The organism is Methylomicrobium lacus, from assembly GCF_041897535.1.
In the GTDB taxonomy this organism is placed as follows: Bacteria; Pseudomonadota; Gammaproteobacteria; order Methylococcales; family Methylomonadaceae; genus Methylomicrobium; species Methylomicrobium lacus_A.
In genome coordinates this window covers 2682934-2700956 of the sequence record NZ_CP169217.1, presented here as the reverse complement: position 1 = coordinate 2700956, position 18023 = coordinate 2682934, and the positions used below count along the sequence as shown (strand labels likewise).

At 57.1% G+C, this 18023-nt stretch carries 12 protein-coding genes; 1 reads left to right on the top strand and 11 read right to left on the bottom strand.

What is annotated here, in order from left to right; translation table 11 throughout:
• Nucleotides 1-12 precede the first annotated feature (12 nt).
• The 11 genes from ACEPPP_RS11905 to sucC all read right to left on the bottom strand — a co-directional run bounded on the left by ACEPPP_RS11905 (nt 13) and on the right by sucC (nt 16272).
• A complete protein-coding gene (locus tag ACEPPP_RS11905; RefSeq protein ID WP_374086962.1) occupies nt 13-2808 on the bottom strand; it encodes a beta strand repeat-containing protein in 2796 nt (931 codons plus the stop codon).
• A 192-nt stretch (nt 2809-3000) separates the two neighbouring features.
• Nucleotides 3001-3588: a hypothetical protein gene (locus ACEPPP_RS11900; protein ID WP_374086960.1), complete on the bottom strand. Its 588-nt coding sequence runs from the start codon at nt 3586-3588 to the stop codon at nt 3001-3003.
• A 731-nt stretch (nt 3589-4319) separates the two neighbouring features.
• Nucleotides 4320-5963 carry a 2,3-bisphosphoglycerate-independent phosphoglycerate mutase gene (gene gpmI / locus ACEPPP_RS11895; protein ID WP_374086958.1) on the bottom strand — a complete coding sequence of 548 codons (1644 nt, stop codon included), beginning with the start codon at nt 5961-5963 and terminating at the stop codon, nt 4320-4322.
• Between the two features lie 413 nt (nt 5964-6376).
• Complete coding sequence (locus ACEPPP_RS11890) at nt 6377-6883, bottom strand: hypothetical protein (protein ID WP_374086957.1); 507 nt, start codon at nt 6881-6883, stop codon at nt 6377-6379.
• A 479-nt stretch (nt 6884-7362) separates the two neighbouring features.
• On the bottom strand, nt 7363-8190 hold the full coding sequence (locus ACEPPP_RS11885) for a reverse transcriptase domain-containing protein (protein ID WP_374086956.1): 828 nt from the start codon (nt 8188-8190) through the stop codon (nt 7363-7365).
• A 51-nt stretch (nt 8191-8241) separates the two neighbouring features.
• Nucleotides 8242-8700, bottom strand: coding sequence for a hypothetical protein (locus tag ACEPPP_RS11880; protein WP_374086954.1), 459 nt, complete (start codon nt 8698-8700; stop codon nt 8242-8244).
• Between the two features lie 722 nt (nt 8701-9422).
• Complete coding sequence (locus ACEPPP_RS11875; protein WP_374086952.1) at nt 9423-10865, bottom strand: cation:proton antiporter; 1443 nt, start codon at nt 10863-10865, stop codon at nt 9423-9425.
• A 255-nt stretch (nt 10866-11120) separates the two neighbouring features.
• Complete coding sequence (locus ACEPPP_RS11870) at nt 11121-12452, bottom strand: CorA family divalent cation transporter (protein WP_374086950.1); 1332 nt, start codon at nt 12450-12452, stop codon at nt 11121-11123.
• Between the two features lie 56 nt (nt 12453-12508).
• Complete coding sequence (locus ACEPPP_RS11865) at nt 12509-14125, bottom strand: NAD+ synthase (RefSeq protein ID WP_374086948.1); 1617 nt, start codon at nt 14123-14125, stop codon at nt 12509-12511.
• Between the two features lie 105 nt (nt 14126-14230).
• Entirely contained in the window at nt 14231-15106 is an 876-nt protein-coding gene (gene sucD, locus ACEPPP_RS11860) for a succinate--CoA ligase subunit alpha (protein ID WP_374086947.1), read from the bottom strand.
• A complete protein-coding gene (sucC, locus tag ACEPPP_RS11855) occupies nt 15103-16272 on the bottom strand; it encodes an ADP-forming succinate--CoA ligase subunit beta (RefSeq protein ID WP_374086943.1) in 1170 nt (389 codons plus the stop codon). The genes sucD and sucC overlap by 4 nt, the downstream gene beginning before the upstream one ends.
• 126 nt (nt 16273-16398) lie before the next feature.
• On the opposite strand from sucC, the gene ACEPPP_RS11850 reads away from it, so the two are divergent.
• A complete protein-coding gene (locus ACEPPP_RS11850) occupies nt 16399-18021 on the top strand; it encodes a nitrogen regulation protein NR(II) (RefSeq protein ID WP_374086941.1) in 1623 nt (540 codons plus the stop codon).
• Nucleotides 18022-18023 lie beyond the last annotated feature (2 nt).

The window sequence follows — 18023 nt, the reverse complement described above, 5'->3', positions numbered from 1 at the left end:
TATGGCCTGCTGTTACTGGTCGATACGAACCGCAAAGTCCAGTTGGACTGTAGCGGCTGGCGCTACCGTTGACCATTTGTCGCAATTGACTGCGCCGGTGCTACCCACGGCAGGCACGGCTAACGTCGCACCGGCACTGCAAGCGCCGCCACCGCCGTAAGTCGTGAAGGTCGGCGTGGCATCATTGATGACCACATTGGTGACATCCGCGTCGCCTTCGTTGGTGGCCACGACCTTGTACCAGATACATTCGCCCGGTTTTTGACTCAGGGCAGTGCTAGCGTAAGAAGCCGCGTTCGGAGCCGTACCGCAGCCAGTGCCGGTCCATGTTCCCAATGCCTGGGTTTTGACGAGACGAATCTGGCCCGCCAACACGGTGGTGGTATCCGCTATCGGCGCCGTCGTGCCGCAGCTTAATACGGTGTCGGTCGCTGTGATGTTGATCACATCCAACGCACCCGAAGTGGCGCCAGCCGGGGCTTGTACCTTGACCAACAGTTTTACGCTGGTGCCGGCAGACAAAGCGCTCATCGTTGTGGTGATGGTATCGGTTGCATTGCTGCCTCCGCCCAGAACGGTATCAGACGCGTCAACCTGGCCATCGCCATTGTTGTCCAGATATAGCAGATAAGACCAACCGGCTGCGGCTTGAGAGTTGGTTACGGTAAAGCTGAAATTACCTCCGCAACTTTGGTTACCGCCATTAGCCAGGGTATGGGGATACTGGATGGTACCGCCGGGCTGAATCTGGCCTGTGCCGGACGGCGTCAGGGTCAGGTTGATCAGCGGGGTCAAGGTCACGGCATCCAGCTTGATATCGCTGGCGCCGGTTGCGCCCGACATCACCCTGAAATAGGTTCTGTATGAACCCGCCAAGGCGGTCGGCCCGGCTGCCGGCGTTGTGACCACGGCGCAAAAATTCGCCGTGGTTGACGGCGCAACCGCACCGGTATTGGTCACGACGGAGCCGAGCGTGCCGGCGCTGCAAGCCCCCGTCCCCGCGGTGTTCACATGGAAGGTCACCGTCCAGCCCGCCAGCAATGTGCCGGGCGAAAATGCGGCCGCGCTGGCAAGGTCGCTGCCAGTGGTATCAAGCAAGTGATAACTCAGGTTGTAGTTATCGATCGCTGCGCCGCTATTGGTTACGTTCAAGTTGAAGTACGCCGTCGCGCCGGGCGCTACAGACACGGTGGTGATCGCAGGACTCGCTACGCTGCCTGCACCCGCACCTTTAGCGTCTGCGTTGGTCAGGTCGACGCTCGGCTGCGCAATGGCGGTCAATTGATCAAATACCGTGTTGCTTTTACTCGGGTTGCCTTGCGATGTCGCTGTTTTGGATACCGTGAAAGGGCCTGTCGGACACGTCGGGTTACAGGCGTTGGCCGGGAGAGTCGCTTTCAAGACAACGGTATAATAAGCGCCTGCCGCCACGGGGCCGGTGTCGGGAATACCGTCCGCATCGCTGCTCGTCAGCGGCGTACTGCCGTCGGACTTGAACAATTGGAAGGTGGTGCCCACCGGGAAAGCCGTCGAAGCGGTTGCGGTAACGCTGCCTGTGGTAATGTTAAACGTGTCGGAAGACGTGCCCGTGTTCCAGATGATGTTGTTGAACGACACCACCGCGCCGGGCGCTGCGGATGCTACCGTCACAACGTCATTGCCGGCGGCGGCTGTGTTGTCGCCATCGGTTGATGAAGTCGTGCTGTTATTCGCCACGACATTGTAGCTGCCGATCACCGTGAAAGGCGATTGGTTGGTCGTCGTCACCGTGCCGGAAGCAGGTGTGCAAGGCAGTCCGGTACAGTCAGCCGTGCCGTTGTTGGCTCTGGCATATTCTGCGATGTTGGTCGTCTCGCTGGTGCCTAACGGCGCACCGGCCTCAACCGTCACCTTGAAGGTAATGAAGCCCGAAGCGTTGGCCGGCACGTTCGCGATGAACGCTTCGATCGTGGTTGTGCCAGATGACGTAATAGCCTGGTACACAACGCCGCTAGGATCTGCGCCGGTATCAGCCGCATCAGTCAGCGCCGTCGCACCGGAACTTGACCATTTGGCGGAGCCTGTCACATAACTGTAGCTTGCCGTGGTGACGCTGCCGATCAGATCCTTAAGGTATAAGGGGCCCGCCGCGTTACCGGAGTTGGTATAGGCCAGTTTATATTCGACTTCCGTACCTGCCGGGCCCGTAGTCAACGAGCTGATGATCGACTTGTTGACCGCAAACACCGGGATGTTGTTTGCGACCGTCAGGGTGTCATTGTTCGATAAGGTCGCTGTTGCGTATAAAGCGGCGCTAACAGGCACCGCCGTAACGACTTCGGGAGCCGCCATTGTGCCGTTTAGAGCTGTCGCCTTTACGTTCATCACGACGACAAAGTGGAACGCATCGCCCGCGGCAAGCAAGCCTGTTTGGACATTGGTACCCGTACATGCCGGCGAGCCGCCCACGGTACAAAGCGGTGTCGTGCCGTCCGGCTGACCGTCCGCATTGGCATCGGGGTAAATCGCCACGCCTGACAGGTAGGTCGTATCAAATGTCGTCGGCAGGGTAATATTGAAGGTATCTGCGCCGTTACCGGTATTGGTTAAGGTATGCGGCATATAAACGGCGGTGCCGGGTGCCGCCGTCTTGGTGTTATCAGTATCCAGTGTATAACTGCCGACTTGGGTGACAGTGGTCGTGACTTCATTGGAGCTGGCGTGTTGCAGCGTACCGCCGGTGTCGTTATAGTCGGCGGTCGCCCTATTCGAAATCGTAGCGCCTGCCGGCGGCGTGGCGGCCTGCGCACTCGCAGATAATACCGTCATCAGCGATACGGCAGCGATCAAGCCGATGAGAAAGCTAAAGCCAAAGCTTCGCCTGTTCAGCGGCGGGGGCGCCGTTGGGATATTACTAAACATTAAATTGACTCCTGAGTTAAAGAAACGATGCGTTTGGAGGGGTAACAAATACTCTTGAGGGATCGGCGACGATAGGGATAAGAAAGGTGTCGTTTTTGTTTACTTGATCGTCACCGGCGTGGCGGGTTTGACGACCAGCTCTTCAGGCGATTTGGGCAACGCGATGACGCGCATACGCGCGCTGACCACTGATTTTTTACCCGCACCCAGGTCGCCGATTTCCCAACGCAAATTGCGATAGTCCGAGTAGGGAACCTCAACCCGCTGATCTCTGCCCGCCTTATCTTTAATGGTGCGCAGCAAGGGCTCGGCCGCGTAATTGGCGCCATCGGTGGTGGCCAATACAGAGGATGGCTGTGCCGATCGCTTGACATATTCGAGGCCTAGAGGCACCGGCAGTGACCCCTTAAGGCCGGAAATGGTTTGCTTGCTGCGATTGCGATACACCGCGGTATATTCCACTAGATCGCCCGGCTTGATACGGGGCGCCTCTTCCAGTATTTCATTACCCTTGACATCGGTAACGACACGTTTCATTGTCAATTCGATAGTAAGCGCTTCTTTCTGCTGAGTGCCTGCAATAGCGTTGCTGTTACTGAATACGCCGGCCAAAAACACACATAAGAAGAAAACCCGGGTTATTCGCCGGTTACCGCTAAGCACACGACTCGTTTTGTCTATGTTCATTAAACTTGCCTCTTGGTTTGAATGAAGGTAAAAGCCGATGCAGTTACCCAGAAAATTAAATCTGTCCGCTTTTCATCCTTGAATCGTTGATGACCGCTCCTCCATAATATTTCGATGCTATTGGCTGCAAGCGGGTAGGCAGAGAAGAGTCTGGTCCGAACAGGCCGTCGAGAGGAATCTATCAGTGTTTCCTAAATTACGACTCGTTCACAAATTTAGTATGAATATTGCCGCTCGCTGGAGGCGTCTTAAGAAAACGTGAACAAAGTCACAGAAATTGTGGCGGTGCTGGACGTGATGTCGATGCGAAACTTGTTTGAAGCTATCGCGCAGGGTATGGTGACAAGAGGTTATCTCGTTCAATCGCAATAGTTTTTGTAAGGTATTTTCTGACGTCTTTTCTATGTTGCTGATAATTTAGAAAAAAAATCCGTTTTTGGGGGAAGCGCAGTCATTGCGGAGGAAGGCGGGTGCGAACATGAGGGGGTGACGGCAGTAATTCGGCGCGAGTACGTAACTCATGCCGATAAGTTAAGTCCTCACCGCTACTGCCGCATGGGTTTGGGACTGATGCGGGGGAGGATTCGCCGCGATTGGGGCGTCGCATAGTTGTTCAATGCGGCTCCCTGAGTTGTGATCAAGAGACAGGTTGCAAACCCCGTCCCGTTTAGCCCAACGCCGCGCACGCTACGGCTGTATATGACAAGCCGCAGCATGCAGGCGCGGGCTCTTTAGGCCGGTTCGATCAGGCTTGCGTCGTAATCTGCCGGCGCTTCGAAGCCAAGCAGATTCAGCACGGTCGCGGCGATGTTCGACAGGCCGGCTGCCTCCAGATCCTGGCGCAAACGGTAAGCCGGCGCCACTTCGCCGGAGATCAACACGAACGGCACCGGATTCAGGGTGTGCGAGGTCTTGGCCTTGGTACGGCCTTCCGCATCCCGGGTCACGTTGCCTTTTTTATCCAGTTCGTACATTTCGTCGGCGTTGCCGTGGTCGGCGGTGATGATCGCGGTGCCCTTGGCTTCCAGAATCACCGGAATCAAGCGCGCCAGTTGCAGGTCCAGGCCCTGCATCGCGGTGATAGCCGCTTCGAAATTGCCGGTATGGCCGACCATGTCGCCGTTGGCGTAGTTGACCCTGAGGTAGCGGTATTTGCCGCTGCGAACCGCGTCGATCAGGGCATCGGTGATCTCGGCGCATTTCATCCACGGCCGTTGTTCGAAAGGTACGACATCGCTCGGGATTTCAACATAGGTTTCCTGCGCTTCGTCGAATTTGCCGCTGCGGTTGCCGTTCCAGAAATAAGTGACGTGGCCGTACTTTTGCGTTTCGCTGATCGCGTATTGCGAAATGCCGTTTTTGGCCAGATATTCGCCCATGGTGCGATCGATCGCGGGCGGCTGGACCAGAAAACGCGGCGGCAGATGGGTATCGCCGTCGTACTGCATCATGCCGGCATAGGTGACTTTCGGCAGCGGGCCGCGCGGGAATGCGGTGAAATGCTCTTCGGTGAAGGCGCGGGAAATTTCGATGGCGCGGTCGCCGCGGAAATTGAAGAACACCACCGCGTCGCCGTCGACAATCGGCCCCAAGGGTTTACCGTCTTTGGCGATCACGAAGCCAGGCAAATCCTGGTCGATCACGTTCGATTCGTTACGGTAGGTGACGATCGCTTCATGAGCGCTGCCGAATTGCCGGCCCTCGCCGCGCACGTGGATGTCCCAGCCGCGCTGCACCATGGCCCAGTGCGCTTCGTAACGGTCCATCGTGATGGTCATACGGCCGCCGCCTGAGGCGATCGCGACATCGAACTCGAGGCTGCGCAAGCCGTCCAGAAAGGCTTCGAACGGATCGACGTAATCCAGCGCCGAGGTTTCGCCCACGTCGCGGCCGTCCAGCAGAATATGCAGCCGCACTTTCGCGACGCCTTCTTGCTTGGCTTGCTCCAGCATCGCGCGCAGATGGTCGATATGGGAATGCACGTTGCCGTCGGAGAACAGGCCGATGAAGTGCAGCGTCCCGCCCTGTTTGGCGGCAGCCACGACTTCGTGCCAGGCCTGGCCCTGCCACAAGTTGCCGCTGGCGATCGATTCCGCTACCAGTTTGGCGCCCTGGGCAAACACGCGCCCCGCGCCTATCGCGTTGTGGCCGACTTCGCTATTGCCCATGTCTTCGTCGCTGGGCATGCCGACCGCGGTGCCGTGCGCGAGCAAGGTGGTCATTGGAAAATTCGCCATCAGGCGGTCCAGCATCGGGGTGCGCGCGGCTTTGACCGCATCGCCGTCCTCGCGCGGAGAAATGCCCACGCCGTCGAGCACGATGGTGACGACGGGACCGGTGCAAGCGGAAAAGCGGGAAGATTTTTCTAATTTCATAGGGTTTCGAGGGAGTAAAAAATAAGCTGAATGAATAAAAGTGGGCCGTTGCGGCGAAAAACGCTTATTTTACCATGTGTTGGCCGTAGAGCGGTTTCGCATCACGACAGTATGGACGCAGGAGGCAGGGAACCGACAGCAGGCGCTTTAGGCGAGGCGGGAACCGTTGCCGAGCAAACGGGCATTGGCGAAGTTGCAAAGAAGGGAAAAAGCTGGAAAACAGTCGTTCGTCTTGAGCTGTGAAAAATTCGGATTTATTGGCTTCGATGACTGTCGATTGAGGGCGCGAAGCCGTCCTACAATTGATGGGTTTCGTTGCCGCTCTGCCCATCCACGGCCCTTTTTTTCCAGCGGCTGCTTAGGCCACAAATTGCTCGCTCAACGATGAAGCTCAGCCGCTGTCCTGCGATCGGCTATGGATAAGCGCCATTCCAAGGCGTCCAACTCCAGCCGTTGTTGGCCGCATGCGCGGCGATTAGAGCAGCGTTATTGTCGCTAGAGTTGCAGTCAAAGTACCGTTTGCTCGTTCCAGCGCCACCTATACCTTCGTCACGGTGTGAAAAGATGCGGAGGGGCTTATTCGGCAATCCAGCCTGTCGGATAAGATACGGAACGCGAAAAAGACAACCGTTAAATTGCCCATCACAGGGCATTAGTGTGCAATCGACTTCGACGCGAACAATCGCCGCCGCCCCTCCTGCTGCGGCGATTGCGGCGGCCATATTTCCCTGCCAATACTGCTGATCTGGGTGTTGATTCGGTCCGCCGCCTGCGGCGATCGCGATTGAATTGGCAAGGGGGAATGCGGCAGGCGCAGCAGTAATTGCATGAGCGACATAGTTAATCGCCCCAGCGTTCTGCCACCAGTTGTACGTTAGATTGTAGATCGCAGCAATTTTTGGCCGATGCAAGTCAGGCATGTCAAAATCTCCCGCAAAGAAAGTAACAGGTGGAACAGCCGGGTCTATCCTTGTGCCATATGGTGTTGAGTTCGTCCGTTGCTGATGGTTAACAAGTCCTTATCCATGTCGGGTTAGCATATGGCTTTTCTCAGTTCATTGTCAAGAATTAGGTTAGGCGTAAGATTTTCTTAACGGTTTAATTCTACTTTGTCAGATTGACATGGATATCCAGAAAGGCTTATTTAGTAAGGGCAATTGGGCCAGGTCTTGCAAAGTGGCATTCATTATCATTCAAGATGATTAAATGCAAGAGCTGTCGTTTGTATTCAACGTGGAGCAAACAGAGTGCGCGCCCGGAAAACTGAAAAATTAATCCGTAGCATAACCACGCTTTGGTTGATTGCCATGTAAAGCCGGATGCTTGATTGGGAGAGTAGCTACGAGAATCCCGGTGAACCAGTACGTCTCGCAGCCCTCGCAGAACCGGACTTGGAGCGTTACACCATCCGGCTCCCAGTTTGAGTCATCCACAGTGGTTTGGGATATAGATTGTGCTGGATTCGCAACGATGGCATCCAGCCTGACAGGACTTCGCTAAACCGATCCCACGACACACTGCGCCTCTGACTGCGCCGGTTTAGCCATTTGACAAGCAAACGGCTGATCCGGTAGGCATAGGTGCGTACTTGGCGGATATTACCGCTAACCGCATAATACCCGACATGCCCTTGCAGGTGGCGCCTGGCATAATCCATCATGGCTTGGCCTCCTTCGATACGTAGCGCCGATAGCCGGTCGCCCACTTCCTTCAGCTTCTTGACGATCCGCTCACGCTGGCTTTTACGCCCGAGCACAAAGCGCCCCTTACGGCTTTTGCCTACGTAGTGTGTAAAGCCCAGAAAGTTAAAAGTCGGTGGTCGTTTCACGCCATCTTTACGGCAGTCAGTCGCTGCCCTGTTGCCAAAGCGTAGCAGGCAGGTTTTACTCGGTTCGACTTCCAGCCCAAATTCGGCCAGCCGTTCCGCCATCGCATCCATGAATCGCCGTGCATCGGCTTCACTCGTAAAGCAAGCCACATAATCATCTGCGTAGCGAACCATATAGGCCCCTCCCTTGCAGGTGCGGACATATCGTTTCTCAAACCACAAATCCAGCACGTAGTGCAGATAAATATTTGCCAGCACTGGCGATACGAGACCGCCTTGCGGCGTCCCGGCTTCGCTGGCGGTGAATACCCCTGACTCCAACACGCCCGCTTTGAGAAAACGCCTGATAATCCGCAGTAACACCGGGTCTTTGATTCGATGCGCCAGAAAACGCATCATCCAGTCGTGACTGACATTGTCAAAGAATCCTTTGATGTCGGCCTCGATTAGTCATTGGGTGTTGTGATTGGTGACAATCTCGCCTAACCGCGCAAGCGCTTGATGCGCGTTACGATACGGGCGAAACCCGTACGAACAGTTGCGAAATTCAGGCTCCCAGATCGCTTGCAGTATCCCGGACAGGCGATGTTGTACGATCCGGTCTTCAAAGCAAGGTGTGCCCAATGGCCGTTGCTTTCCATTGCCCTTGGGAATATAGACGCGCCGAACCGGTTGGGGTCGGTAATTTAGACTACGTAGTCCGGCTGAAAGCGCTTTAATCCGCTCTTCCACGCCCTGTGCGTATTCCGCTTTACTGACCTTGTCGATTCCGGCTGCCTTATTGTCAGGCTGGGCTTCGAAGCTGTCCATCAGGCCTTCGGGATGGCTTAGCAATCCCATCAATGCGTTGTACTGCGCTTGCGGCTGTTGCCTAGCCCACTGTGTGAGATGAATAAGTTCGGTTGTCATGCGCATAGTCCGCTCGGTGTCGGGGCATGTTTCCCCTATCCATTATCTCAAACCGGCACCCCTTTGCTCCCGCAGCATTACCCGCGTTCCTCGCTACTATGGGTGCCTCCGACTTCCTCTCGCCACTGTTTCCGTCCTTGCTGTTCAGGCTTGTCGGGAAATGCGCATGCTATGCGCCGACGAGGGGATCTCCTGGGTTACCGCCCATTCTTATTGTCTGGCTCGAAGCGGCCTACGATCCCGGATGGTCGCGACATTCTCACCATAACCAATGTCGCGCTGTTGCCTGCTGGCGTCTTGATACCATCGGCCCTTTCCAATGCGGTCATTTCGGGACTCTACACCTTCACGGTCAGCATTATCTCTGTTACCATTGCTCCTCGCCGGCTTTCGTGCCTACGCATCAAGCGCACTGTTACCAGTTCGCCTGCAAGGCTCGATACCCAGCCCGTGGCTAGCGGTTACTAGAACGGGGTTCTCACCCGCTAGAATGTGCAGCATTGCCCAGCCGCAACCAAGACTTGAACCTGTTTTGCAGTTTGTGGATTGAACGTGACGCTGGCGGTCTCAGTTCGGCCAGGAGCCGACTGTCAAAATTGTCAACTGTATGGCTTGTCAATTTTGGAAGGTGGTCATTCATTCATAATGTTGCGCTCTGCCGCACGCGCAATGGAAATGCCTTAAAGAATGCGCATCGGTAGAAGAGCTTGGTTAGACCGGTCTCATGCGTCCGCAGTTGCCTTTTCGTGCGAGGCAGCGCGAGCATCCGGCATGAGGAGGCTCAGCAAGGGGCCCGTCATCAAAGTTGTGACGAGCGCCATGAGGACCATCATCGTGAATATCGCGGGGGTAATGATGCCGAAATCGTAGCCGATGTTGAGGACGACGAGTTCGACGAGTCCTCGGGTATTCATCAGCGCTCCGATTGCGAGCGATTCGCGCCAGGTTGAGCCGGACCAGCGTGCCGCGGCGGCGCTGCCGACGAACTTTCCGGTGATCGCCACGAGGATAATGACGCCGCAGAGAATCCATGATGCCCAATCGTTGAGCAGGCTGATTTGGGTACGAAGGCCGCTGAGGGCGAAGAAGATGGGCAGCAGGATGATCCTACTGAAACTCTCGAGGCGGACCGCGAGTGCCTCACGGATAGCTGTTTTCTTGGGAATGACGATGCCTGCCAGAAAGGCGCCGAAGAGTGCGTGGATCCCTATGGCCTCCGTCATGAAAGCGGAGAGAAAGACCGTGAACAAGACGGCCACGGTGTCCCCCTTTTCGCGAGCGTTCTCGGTGGCGCGGCCCTCTATCCAACGCCCCAGGAGGGGCCGGACCACAAAGAGCATCGCCGCGATGTGCAGGCCGCAGAGCGCGGTAACGATCAGGGAGTTGGCGATTGTGCCCTGCCCGGAGACCGCTGCCACCACAGCCAATGCGCACCAGGCGGTCAAGTCATCGACCGCCGCACAGGTGAGTGCGACGGTCCCGAGGGGGGAGCGGCTTAAACCTCGCTCGTGGAGCATTCTGGCCAGAACGGGGAAAGCCGTGATGCTCATCGCGATGCCCATGAAAAGGCAGAATGGAGTGAAAGGAACCCCGGCAGGCGCATAGCCTTTATAAAGGACAAGCGAGAGCAGCGAGCCCAGCAGGAAGGGCAGGATGATGCTCGCGTGGGATATCAGCACGGCTGAACGGACTTTTTTTGCCAGGACTTCGGTATCTAGCTCCATTCCGACGACGAACATGAAGACGATCAATCCGATCTGGCTCAATAGGCCCAGATTCGCCAGGGAAGTCGTGGGAAACAGCAAGGCACCGGCGACAGGCCAGAGTAAACCCAGTACGGATGGACCCAGGAGTATCCCGCCGATGACCTCGCCGATAACCTCGGGCTGGCCGAATTTCCGCATGACTTTCGCGCAGCAGCGGGTGAAGGCGATAATGACCAAAATCTGAAGCAGCAAAACACCGAGCGGGCTGCGCAGATTCCTATAAAGCTCCGCACTCAAGCTGCTTGGAGCAACGGCGGCCGCGACGATAGTTGGAGTGGAAAGGCTCGGCTGTCCGGCCGTGCCGACTAAGAGTATCAGCCACAGCGCCGCCCCGAAGAGGATCAAACCAAGAGAATAGATGGCGAACCGGCTATCAAGGTGTTTAATTTCTCGATTCATATTCTTCTTTACCCACTGGACCGTATAACAAGCCGTATATAGTATCCGTCTATCATCCCTGATTGCCACTTTCTAGGTAATAAATTCAGGCCAGAAGTCGGCTATGTGGTGGCAAGCAGCCAAACTACGACGGACCGCCAGAGGCCGTTAAGGGTCGAATTCAGCCTGTCAATGGCAGATTCAATCGAGGCTAATTTTTGCAGCCGTCAGATCAAGTTCAGAGTTTTACACATCAGACATGAAGCCGGTCAAGCCCTAACGCTTTCCTGATTTACCGTACTCGCGCTTTTCAAGTAACCGCAAAATGACGAAAGTCAGCCAGCCGACCACGACCAGGCCCAAGGTAAAAAGACTGTAAGAGACAGGCCAGGGAATCCCTTGCGTCATCATCGTGAACTCCGACATGCCGCCGATGCTGGCCAGTATATTCAGCGGCATGAAGATCACGCTGACGACGGTCAGGCGCTTGATGACCTTGTTCTGGTTGATGTTGATGAAGCCGACCGCGGCATCCATCAAAAAGTTGATCTTGTCGAAAAGGAAAGCCGTGTGGCCGTCCAGCGATTCGATGTCGCGCAGAACCTGCTGGGAGTATTCCAGTTGCTCTTTCGCAAGCAACTTGCTGCGCATCAGGAATGAAACCGCGCGCCGCGTATCCATCACGTTCCTGCGTATCCGCCCGTTCAAATCCTCTTCAATGGCGATGTCATTCAAGATTTTGGCGGCCTCCTCGTCACTCATTTGTTTGCTCAGCACCTGATTACCAACGACTTCCAGCGCCAGATAGACATCCTCCAAGGCGCCGGCCGAATACTCGGCATTGGCGGCGTAGAGATCGAGCAGCATGTCGTTCGAATTCGCGACATAATTGGGCTGGCTCAGCGCGCGTAAACGCTGAAGCCGAAAGACCGGCAGTTCTTCCTTGCGAATCGAGAACAAAATATCCCGATACAGGATAAAGGCCACGACGACGTTGCGCGACACATCTTCCTTGTCCAGCAAGAAATCCGAATGCAGGTGGATTTCACCGTTTTCTTCGACATAGAAGCGGGCGCTGGCCTCCAGATCGCTCAATTTGTCCGGATCGGGAATTTCTATCCCAAAAATATCGCCGATCCAGAGCCGATCATCAAACGTCGGCGCCACCAAGTCGATCCATATAGGTTTGGCTTCGATCAAGTCCTGCGGCGTCTTGATCGCAATCTCGCGCAGGCGGCCTGCTTGCAAATCGAAAGCCTTGATCCTGGGTTTTTCGGTCTTGTAATCTGGCTTTCCGAGTATTTGCTGCACAGAAGCCGGGGCATCCAGCCGAATGGCTTGCTTGTGCTCATCGTCCAGTTGCTCCCAGATCAGTCGTTGATCTTCCGGCGGCAAGGCTTCCAGAATATCGGCAATTTCCTCAGCCGCCAGATGATCGAGGATTTGCCGCAATTGCGCCATGTTCTCTTTGTGAACCAGCGTTTCGACCAGATCATGGCGGGGCATGTCCTGCTTATGCACCAGCTCCGCGATCAGCTTTTGCTTGACCAAAATATCGAGTACGGATTGCCGGCTATTATGCTCTTTCGCGGCTGGGTCTATTTGCATGTCGGAATGATAAGGTTTGGCGCATGATAATTCGGCTTATTTCGTCTGGCTCCCTTCTATCCCTTCATTCCCCGATAGCCGGAGGTAATCGGATAACGCCGGTCGCGGCCGAAAGCCCTTTCGGTGATCCTGATGCAGGGCGGGGACTGGCGGCGTTTATACTCATTCCGGTCTACCAGACCGATCGCCCGCGCGACATCCTCGCGTCGGAATCCTGCCGCGATGATCTCGTCGGCCGATTGATCCAGTTCGACATAGCGTTCGAGGATCGGGTCGAGCACCTCATAAGGCGGCAAGGAATCCTGATCGACCTGATCGGGCGCCAGTTCGGCCGACGGCGGCCGGGTCAGGACCCGCTCCGGAATCACGAACGACAAGCCGTTCCGGTAGCGCGCCAGGCGGTAAACCAGGAGCTTCGGCACGTCCTTGATCGGCGCGAAACCGCCGGCCATGTCGCCGTACAGGGTCGCGTAGCCGACGCTCATCTCGCTCTTGTTGCCGGTCGTCAGGAGCAGCTTGCCCTGCTTGTTCGAAATCGCCATCAGGATCACGCCGCGGCAGCGCGCCTGGATGTTTTCCTCGGTCGTGTCTTGCTTCGTGCCGGCGAAGAGGTCCGCCAAGAGGCCACCGAAGGCGGCGACCGCCGGATCGATCGGAATCGTGTGATATTTGACGCCGAGCGCGTCGGCCTCCCAGACCGCATCCTCGATGCTCATCGCCTGCGTATAGCGCGACGGCATCAAGACCGCTTCAACCTTGTCCGCGCCGAGCGCATCGACCGCGAGCGCGAGTACCAGCGCCGAGTCGATGCCGCCGGACAGCCCTAATAGCGCCCCCTTGAAACCGTTCTTGCGCACATAATCCCGAATCCCGAGCACCAGCGCCTGGTATTCGCTCGCGACCGGCGTGTAGAGCGGCGCGCAAACCGATTTGACCGGCTTCAGGTCCGCAAACTCGACGAGGTCGAGCTGCTCCTTGAATTCTTCGGCGCGGAACACGACCTCGCCGCGCGCATCGACCACGAAGGACGCGCCGTCGAAAATCAGTTCGTCCTGACCGCCGATCTGATTCACATACACCAGCGGAATTTCGGCGGCCTTGACCTGCGTGCAGATCACCGCCTCGCGCTGCTGGCTCTTGCCCGCGTTGAACGGCGAGGCGTTCAGGGTCAAGAGCAAATTGGCGCCTTCGCGTTTGTTCGCATCGATGATGCCGGGATGCCAGACATCCTCGCAAATGGTCAGGCCGATCATCGCATCTTTGAACGGGAACACGCAGGGCTTATCGCCGGCGGTAAAATAGCGCTGCTCGTCGAAGACGCCGTAATTCGGCAGCGCGCGCTTCCGGTAAACGGCCAGCACCTTGCCCTGGTGGAACACGGCCGCGCTGTTATAAAGCCTGCCGCCGTCCCGTTCCGGAAAGCCGATCACCACCGCAATAGCCTTAGGCAACAGCGTTGCCAATTGCCCCAGCGCATCGTTCGCCGCGGTAATGAAGTCATTGCGCAGCAGCAAATCCTCGGCCGGATAGCCGGTCACGGTCAACTCGGGAAATACGACCAGGTCCGCGCCGAGTTGCTGCGCCTGCCGGGCGTTCTGGGTGATGTTTTGCACGTTGGCGGCGATGTCGCCGACCAGGAAATTGGTTTGGGCGAGAGCGATCTTCAAAGTCATACGGAGATATTCGAGGAGGACGACGGCATAGCGGTCATCGCACCCATAAGGCGTAATGACCGCCGCATGCCGCAAAGGCGGCATCGTTAAAAAAGAGCAATCCGATTACTTCCGGGGCAAACAGGCCTTGATCGCCGCGCCGATGTCGGTCGGCGAGCTGACCACCTCGACGCCCGCCGCTTTCAACGCCGCGACCTTGCCTTCCGCGGTGCCCTTGCCGCCGGTCACGATCGCGCCGGCATGGCCCATGCGCTTGCCGGGCGGCGCGGTTTGGCCGGCGATGTAGGCGACGACCGGTTTGGTCACGTACGCCTTGATATAGTCGGCCGCGTCTTCTTCCTCGCCGCCGCCGATTTCGCCGACCATCACGATGCCTTGGGTCTGCTCGTCCTCCTGGAAGCGGCTCAACACGTCGACGAAGTTCATGCCGTGGATCGGGTCGCCGCCGATGCCGACGCAGGTGCTCTGGCCGAGACCCTGATGCGTCGTCTGGTGCACCGATTCATAGGTCAGCGTGCCGGAGCGCGAGACGATGCCGATCGAACCCGGCATGTGGATCTTGCCCGGCATGATACCGATCTTGCATTGTCCCGGTGTGATCACGCCGGGGCAGTTAGGGCCGACCAGCAGCGCGCCGGTGCCGGCCATCGCGGCCTTCACGCGCAGCATGTGCAGGGTCGGGATGCCCTCGGTGATGCAGACGATCAGCCTGATGCCGGCATCGACCGCTTCGAGGATCGCGTCGGCTGCGTAGAACGGCGGCACATAGATCACGCTCGCATCGGCGCCGGTCGATTTGACGGCTTCTTGCACGGTGTTGAACACCGGCAATCCCAGATGCACATCGCCGCCGCGCTCCGGCGTCACGCCGCCGACCAGCTGCGTGCCGTATTCGAGCGCCTGCTGCGAATGGAAGGTGCCCTGCTTGCCGGTAAAGCCCTGGCAAATCACTTTGGTGTTTTTGTCGATCAAGATGCTCATGCTGCGGCCTCCGCCAGCGCTACGACCTGTTCCGCCGCGTGCGTCAAATCGTCGGCGGCATATAAATTGAGTCCGGTATTATTCAACAACGCGCGGCCCTGTTCGGCATTGGTGCCTTCCAGTCGTACCACGACAGGCACCGCGACATGCACCTGCTTGATCGCGGCCAGGATGCCGCTCGCGATGATGTCGCACTGCACGATGCCGCCGAAGATATTGACCAGCACCGCCTTCACGTTGCGGTCGGACAGGATCAGCTTGAACGCCTCGCAGACCTTTTCGACATTGGTGCCGCCGCCGACGTCGAGAAAATTGGCGGGCTTGCCGCCCTTCAGCTTGACCAGGTCCATCGTCGCCATCGCGAGCCCCGCGCCGTTGACCATGCAGCCGATCGTGCCGTCGAGGGTGATATAGTTCAGACCGTATTGTTGGGCCTTGTTTTCCTTCGCGTCCTCCTGCTCGGCGTCCCGGAGCGCCAAAATGTCGGGATGCGCGGCGACCGCGTTGTCGTCGAAGTTGATCTTCGCATCGAGCGCGAGCAGGTCGCCGTCTTCGGTTTCGATCAACGGGTTGATTTCGATCTGGCTGGCATCCTTGTCCAGAAACAGGTTATACATGCCCTGCATGATGCCGGTCAGCGCCTTGATTTGCTGCCCCTTCAGGCCCAACGCATAGGCGATTTGCCGGCATTGATTGGCTTGCAGTCCGGCGGCCGGGTGGATCAGGATCGAGATGATCTTCTCGGGAGCTTCATGCGCGACCGTTTCGATGTCCATGCCGCCCGCCGCGGAGGCGATAAATACCATCCGTTCGCTGCCACGGTCTACCAGCAGGCTAAGATACAGCTCGCGTTTGATCGGATAGGTTTTTTCGACCAGCAATTTGTGCACCGGCAAGCCGACACTGTCGGTCTGCTGCGTCACCAGGCGCTTGCCGAGCAGCGCGCGGCTGAGGCCTGCGACTTCCTCGACCGCTTTGGTCAGCTTGACGCCGCCCGCCTTGCCGCGTCCGCCCGCATGCACCTGCGCCTTGACGACCCAGCCCTCGCCGCCGAGTTCTCGGGCCGCGCGCTCGGCTTCTTGCGGAGATGCCGCCGGCTTGCCGTCGGGCGCCGGGATGCCGTAGCTGCGAAACAGCTGTTTAGCCTGATATTCGTGAATATTCATTGATGCTCCGATGAAGCGGGATTACGGTTGGGTATTTTTCGCAAGATTGCGCGCGGCAATGCTATGCTTAGTGGCTGGCGAATATTCTAATAAATTACCGGGTAAACAGCATCAAGATTAGTCGACATGCCGGAAAATAATCAAACCATCATCCATCCCTGTCCGTTTTCGAAAGGCTACGGCATTCCCGAAGCACAGGCCTGGCTGCTCTTGAAGGTCTATTTCGTTTACCGCCTTGTCCTCGCCTGTCTCTTCATCTCGATGTATTACGGCCGCGTCACACCTTCGCTGCTCGGCTCCCTGAACGACCACCTGTTCCACTACAGCAGTGAAGCCTATCTCCTGCTGACGCTGGCCTCGGGATTCCTGCTCCGCTTCCGCTTGGCCTCCTACAGCTTCCAGGCGCAATTCCTGCTGTTTTCCGACATCATCCTGTTGACCCTGGTCATGCATGCCTCGGGCGGCATCAAAAGCGGCATCGGCATCTTGCTGGCCGTCTCGGTTGCCTCCGGCGGCGTGACGATCGGCGGGCGCTGCGCGATGTTCTTTGCCGCCATCGCCAGTTTGTTGGTGTTGGCCGATGAAATTTATGCGGATCTCACCGACAGCTTCGCAACGACCTCTTATACCTACGCCGGAATGCTCGGCGCCGCCTTCTTGACCATCGCGCTGTTGTCTTATGTGCTCGCGAAACGCAGCGAAAGCCTGTTGAAACTGGCGGAGCAGCATCAACAAACGATCGCGAACCTGGAAGAACTGAACCACTATATCATCCAGCACCTGCAAACCGGCATCATCATCACCAACAGAAAGCAAAACGTGCAGTTGGCGAATACCGCGGCATTGAAAATGCTGAATCTGCCGAAAAAACCTTCGCAACTGTACGATATTTCGACGCACCTGTCCGAGGACTTCAGTGACTGGCTGCACAATAAAGATCTGGACCAGTCGCTGCTGACGCTGGCCAATCAAACCGAGATCCGCATCCGCTTCATGTTATTGCCGACCGGAGGCCGTTCCTTCTATATGCTGATCATGGAAGACATCGCGCTGTACAACCAACACGTGCAACAAAGCAAACTGGCGTCACTGGGACGGCTGACCGCCAGCATCGCGCATGAAATACGCAATCCACTCGGCGCAATCAGCCATGCGGGGCAGTTGCTCTCCGAAAATCCGGACTTTTCGCCGCAGGACCGGCGCCTGACCCAGATCATCCAGTCCAACTCGGCCCGTGTCAATCAGATCATCGAGGACATCCTGCAGCTTTCCCGGCGGGAGGCCTCGCGCCGGGAAAGCATACAACTGAAACCCTGGCTCACGCATTATCTGGAAACTTTTATGCTCGAACACTTGGTCGAGCCGAAGGCCTTCAGGCTGCAGATCGACCCGGGACCGCTCACCGCGTTCATCGACCCCGGCCATTTGAAACAGATCCTCGACAATCTATGCCAAAACGCGCTGGCCTACGGCCGCCCCGAACAGGGACCGATCACCCTGCGCGGCTTCATGGCGCTAAAGTCGGCCTGCATCGAAGTGATCGATAACGGTCCGGGCATCGAGCGCGAGCATCAGAGCCATCTTTTCGAACCTTTTTTCACTACCTCGAACAAGGGCACGGGGCTCGGTCTCTTCATCTGCAAGGAACTGGCCGAACTCAATCAGGCCAAGTTGGGCTATTATTTCACCGAAAGCCAGCGCAGCTGCTTCCGGCTTTATCTAAGCGACGCCGACAAATCACTCAATTAATC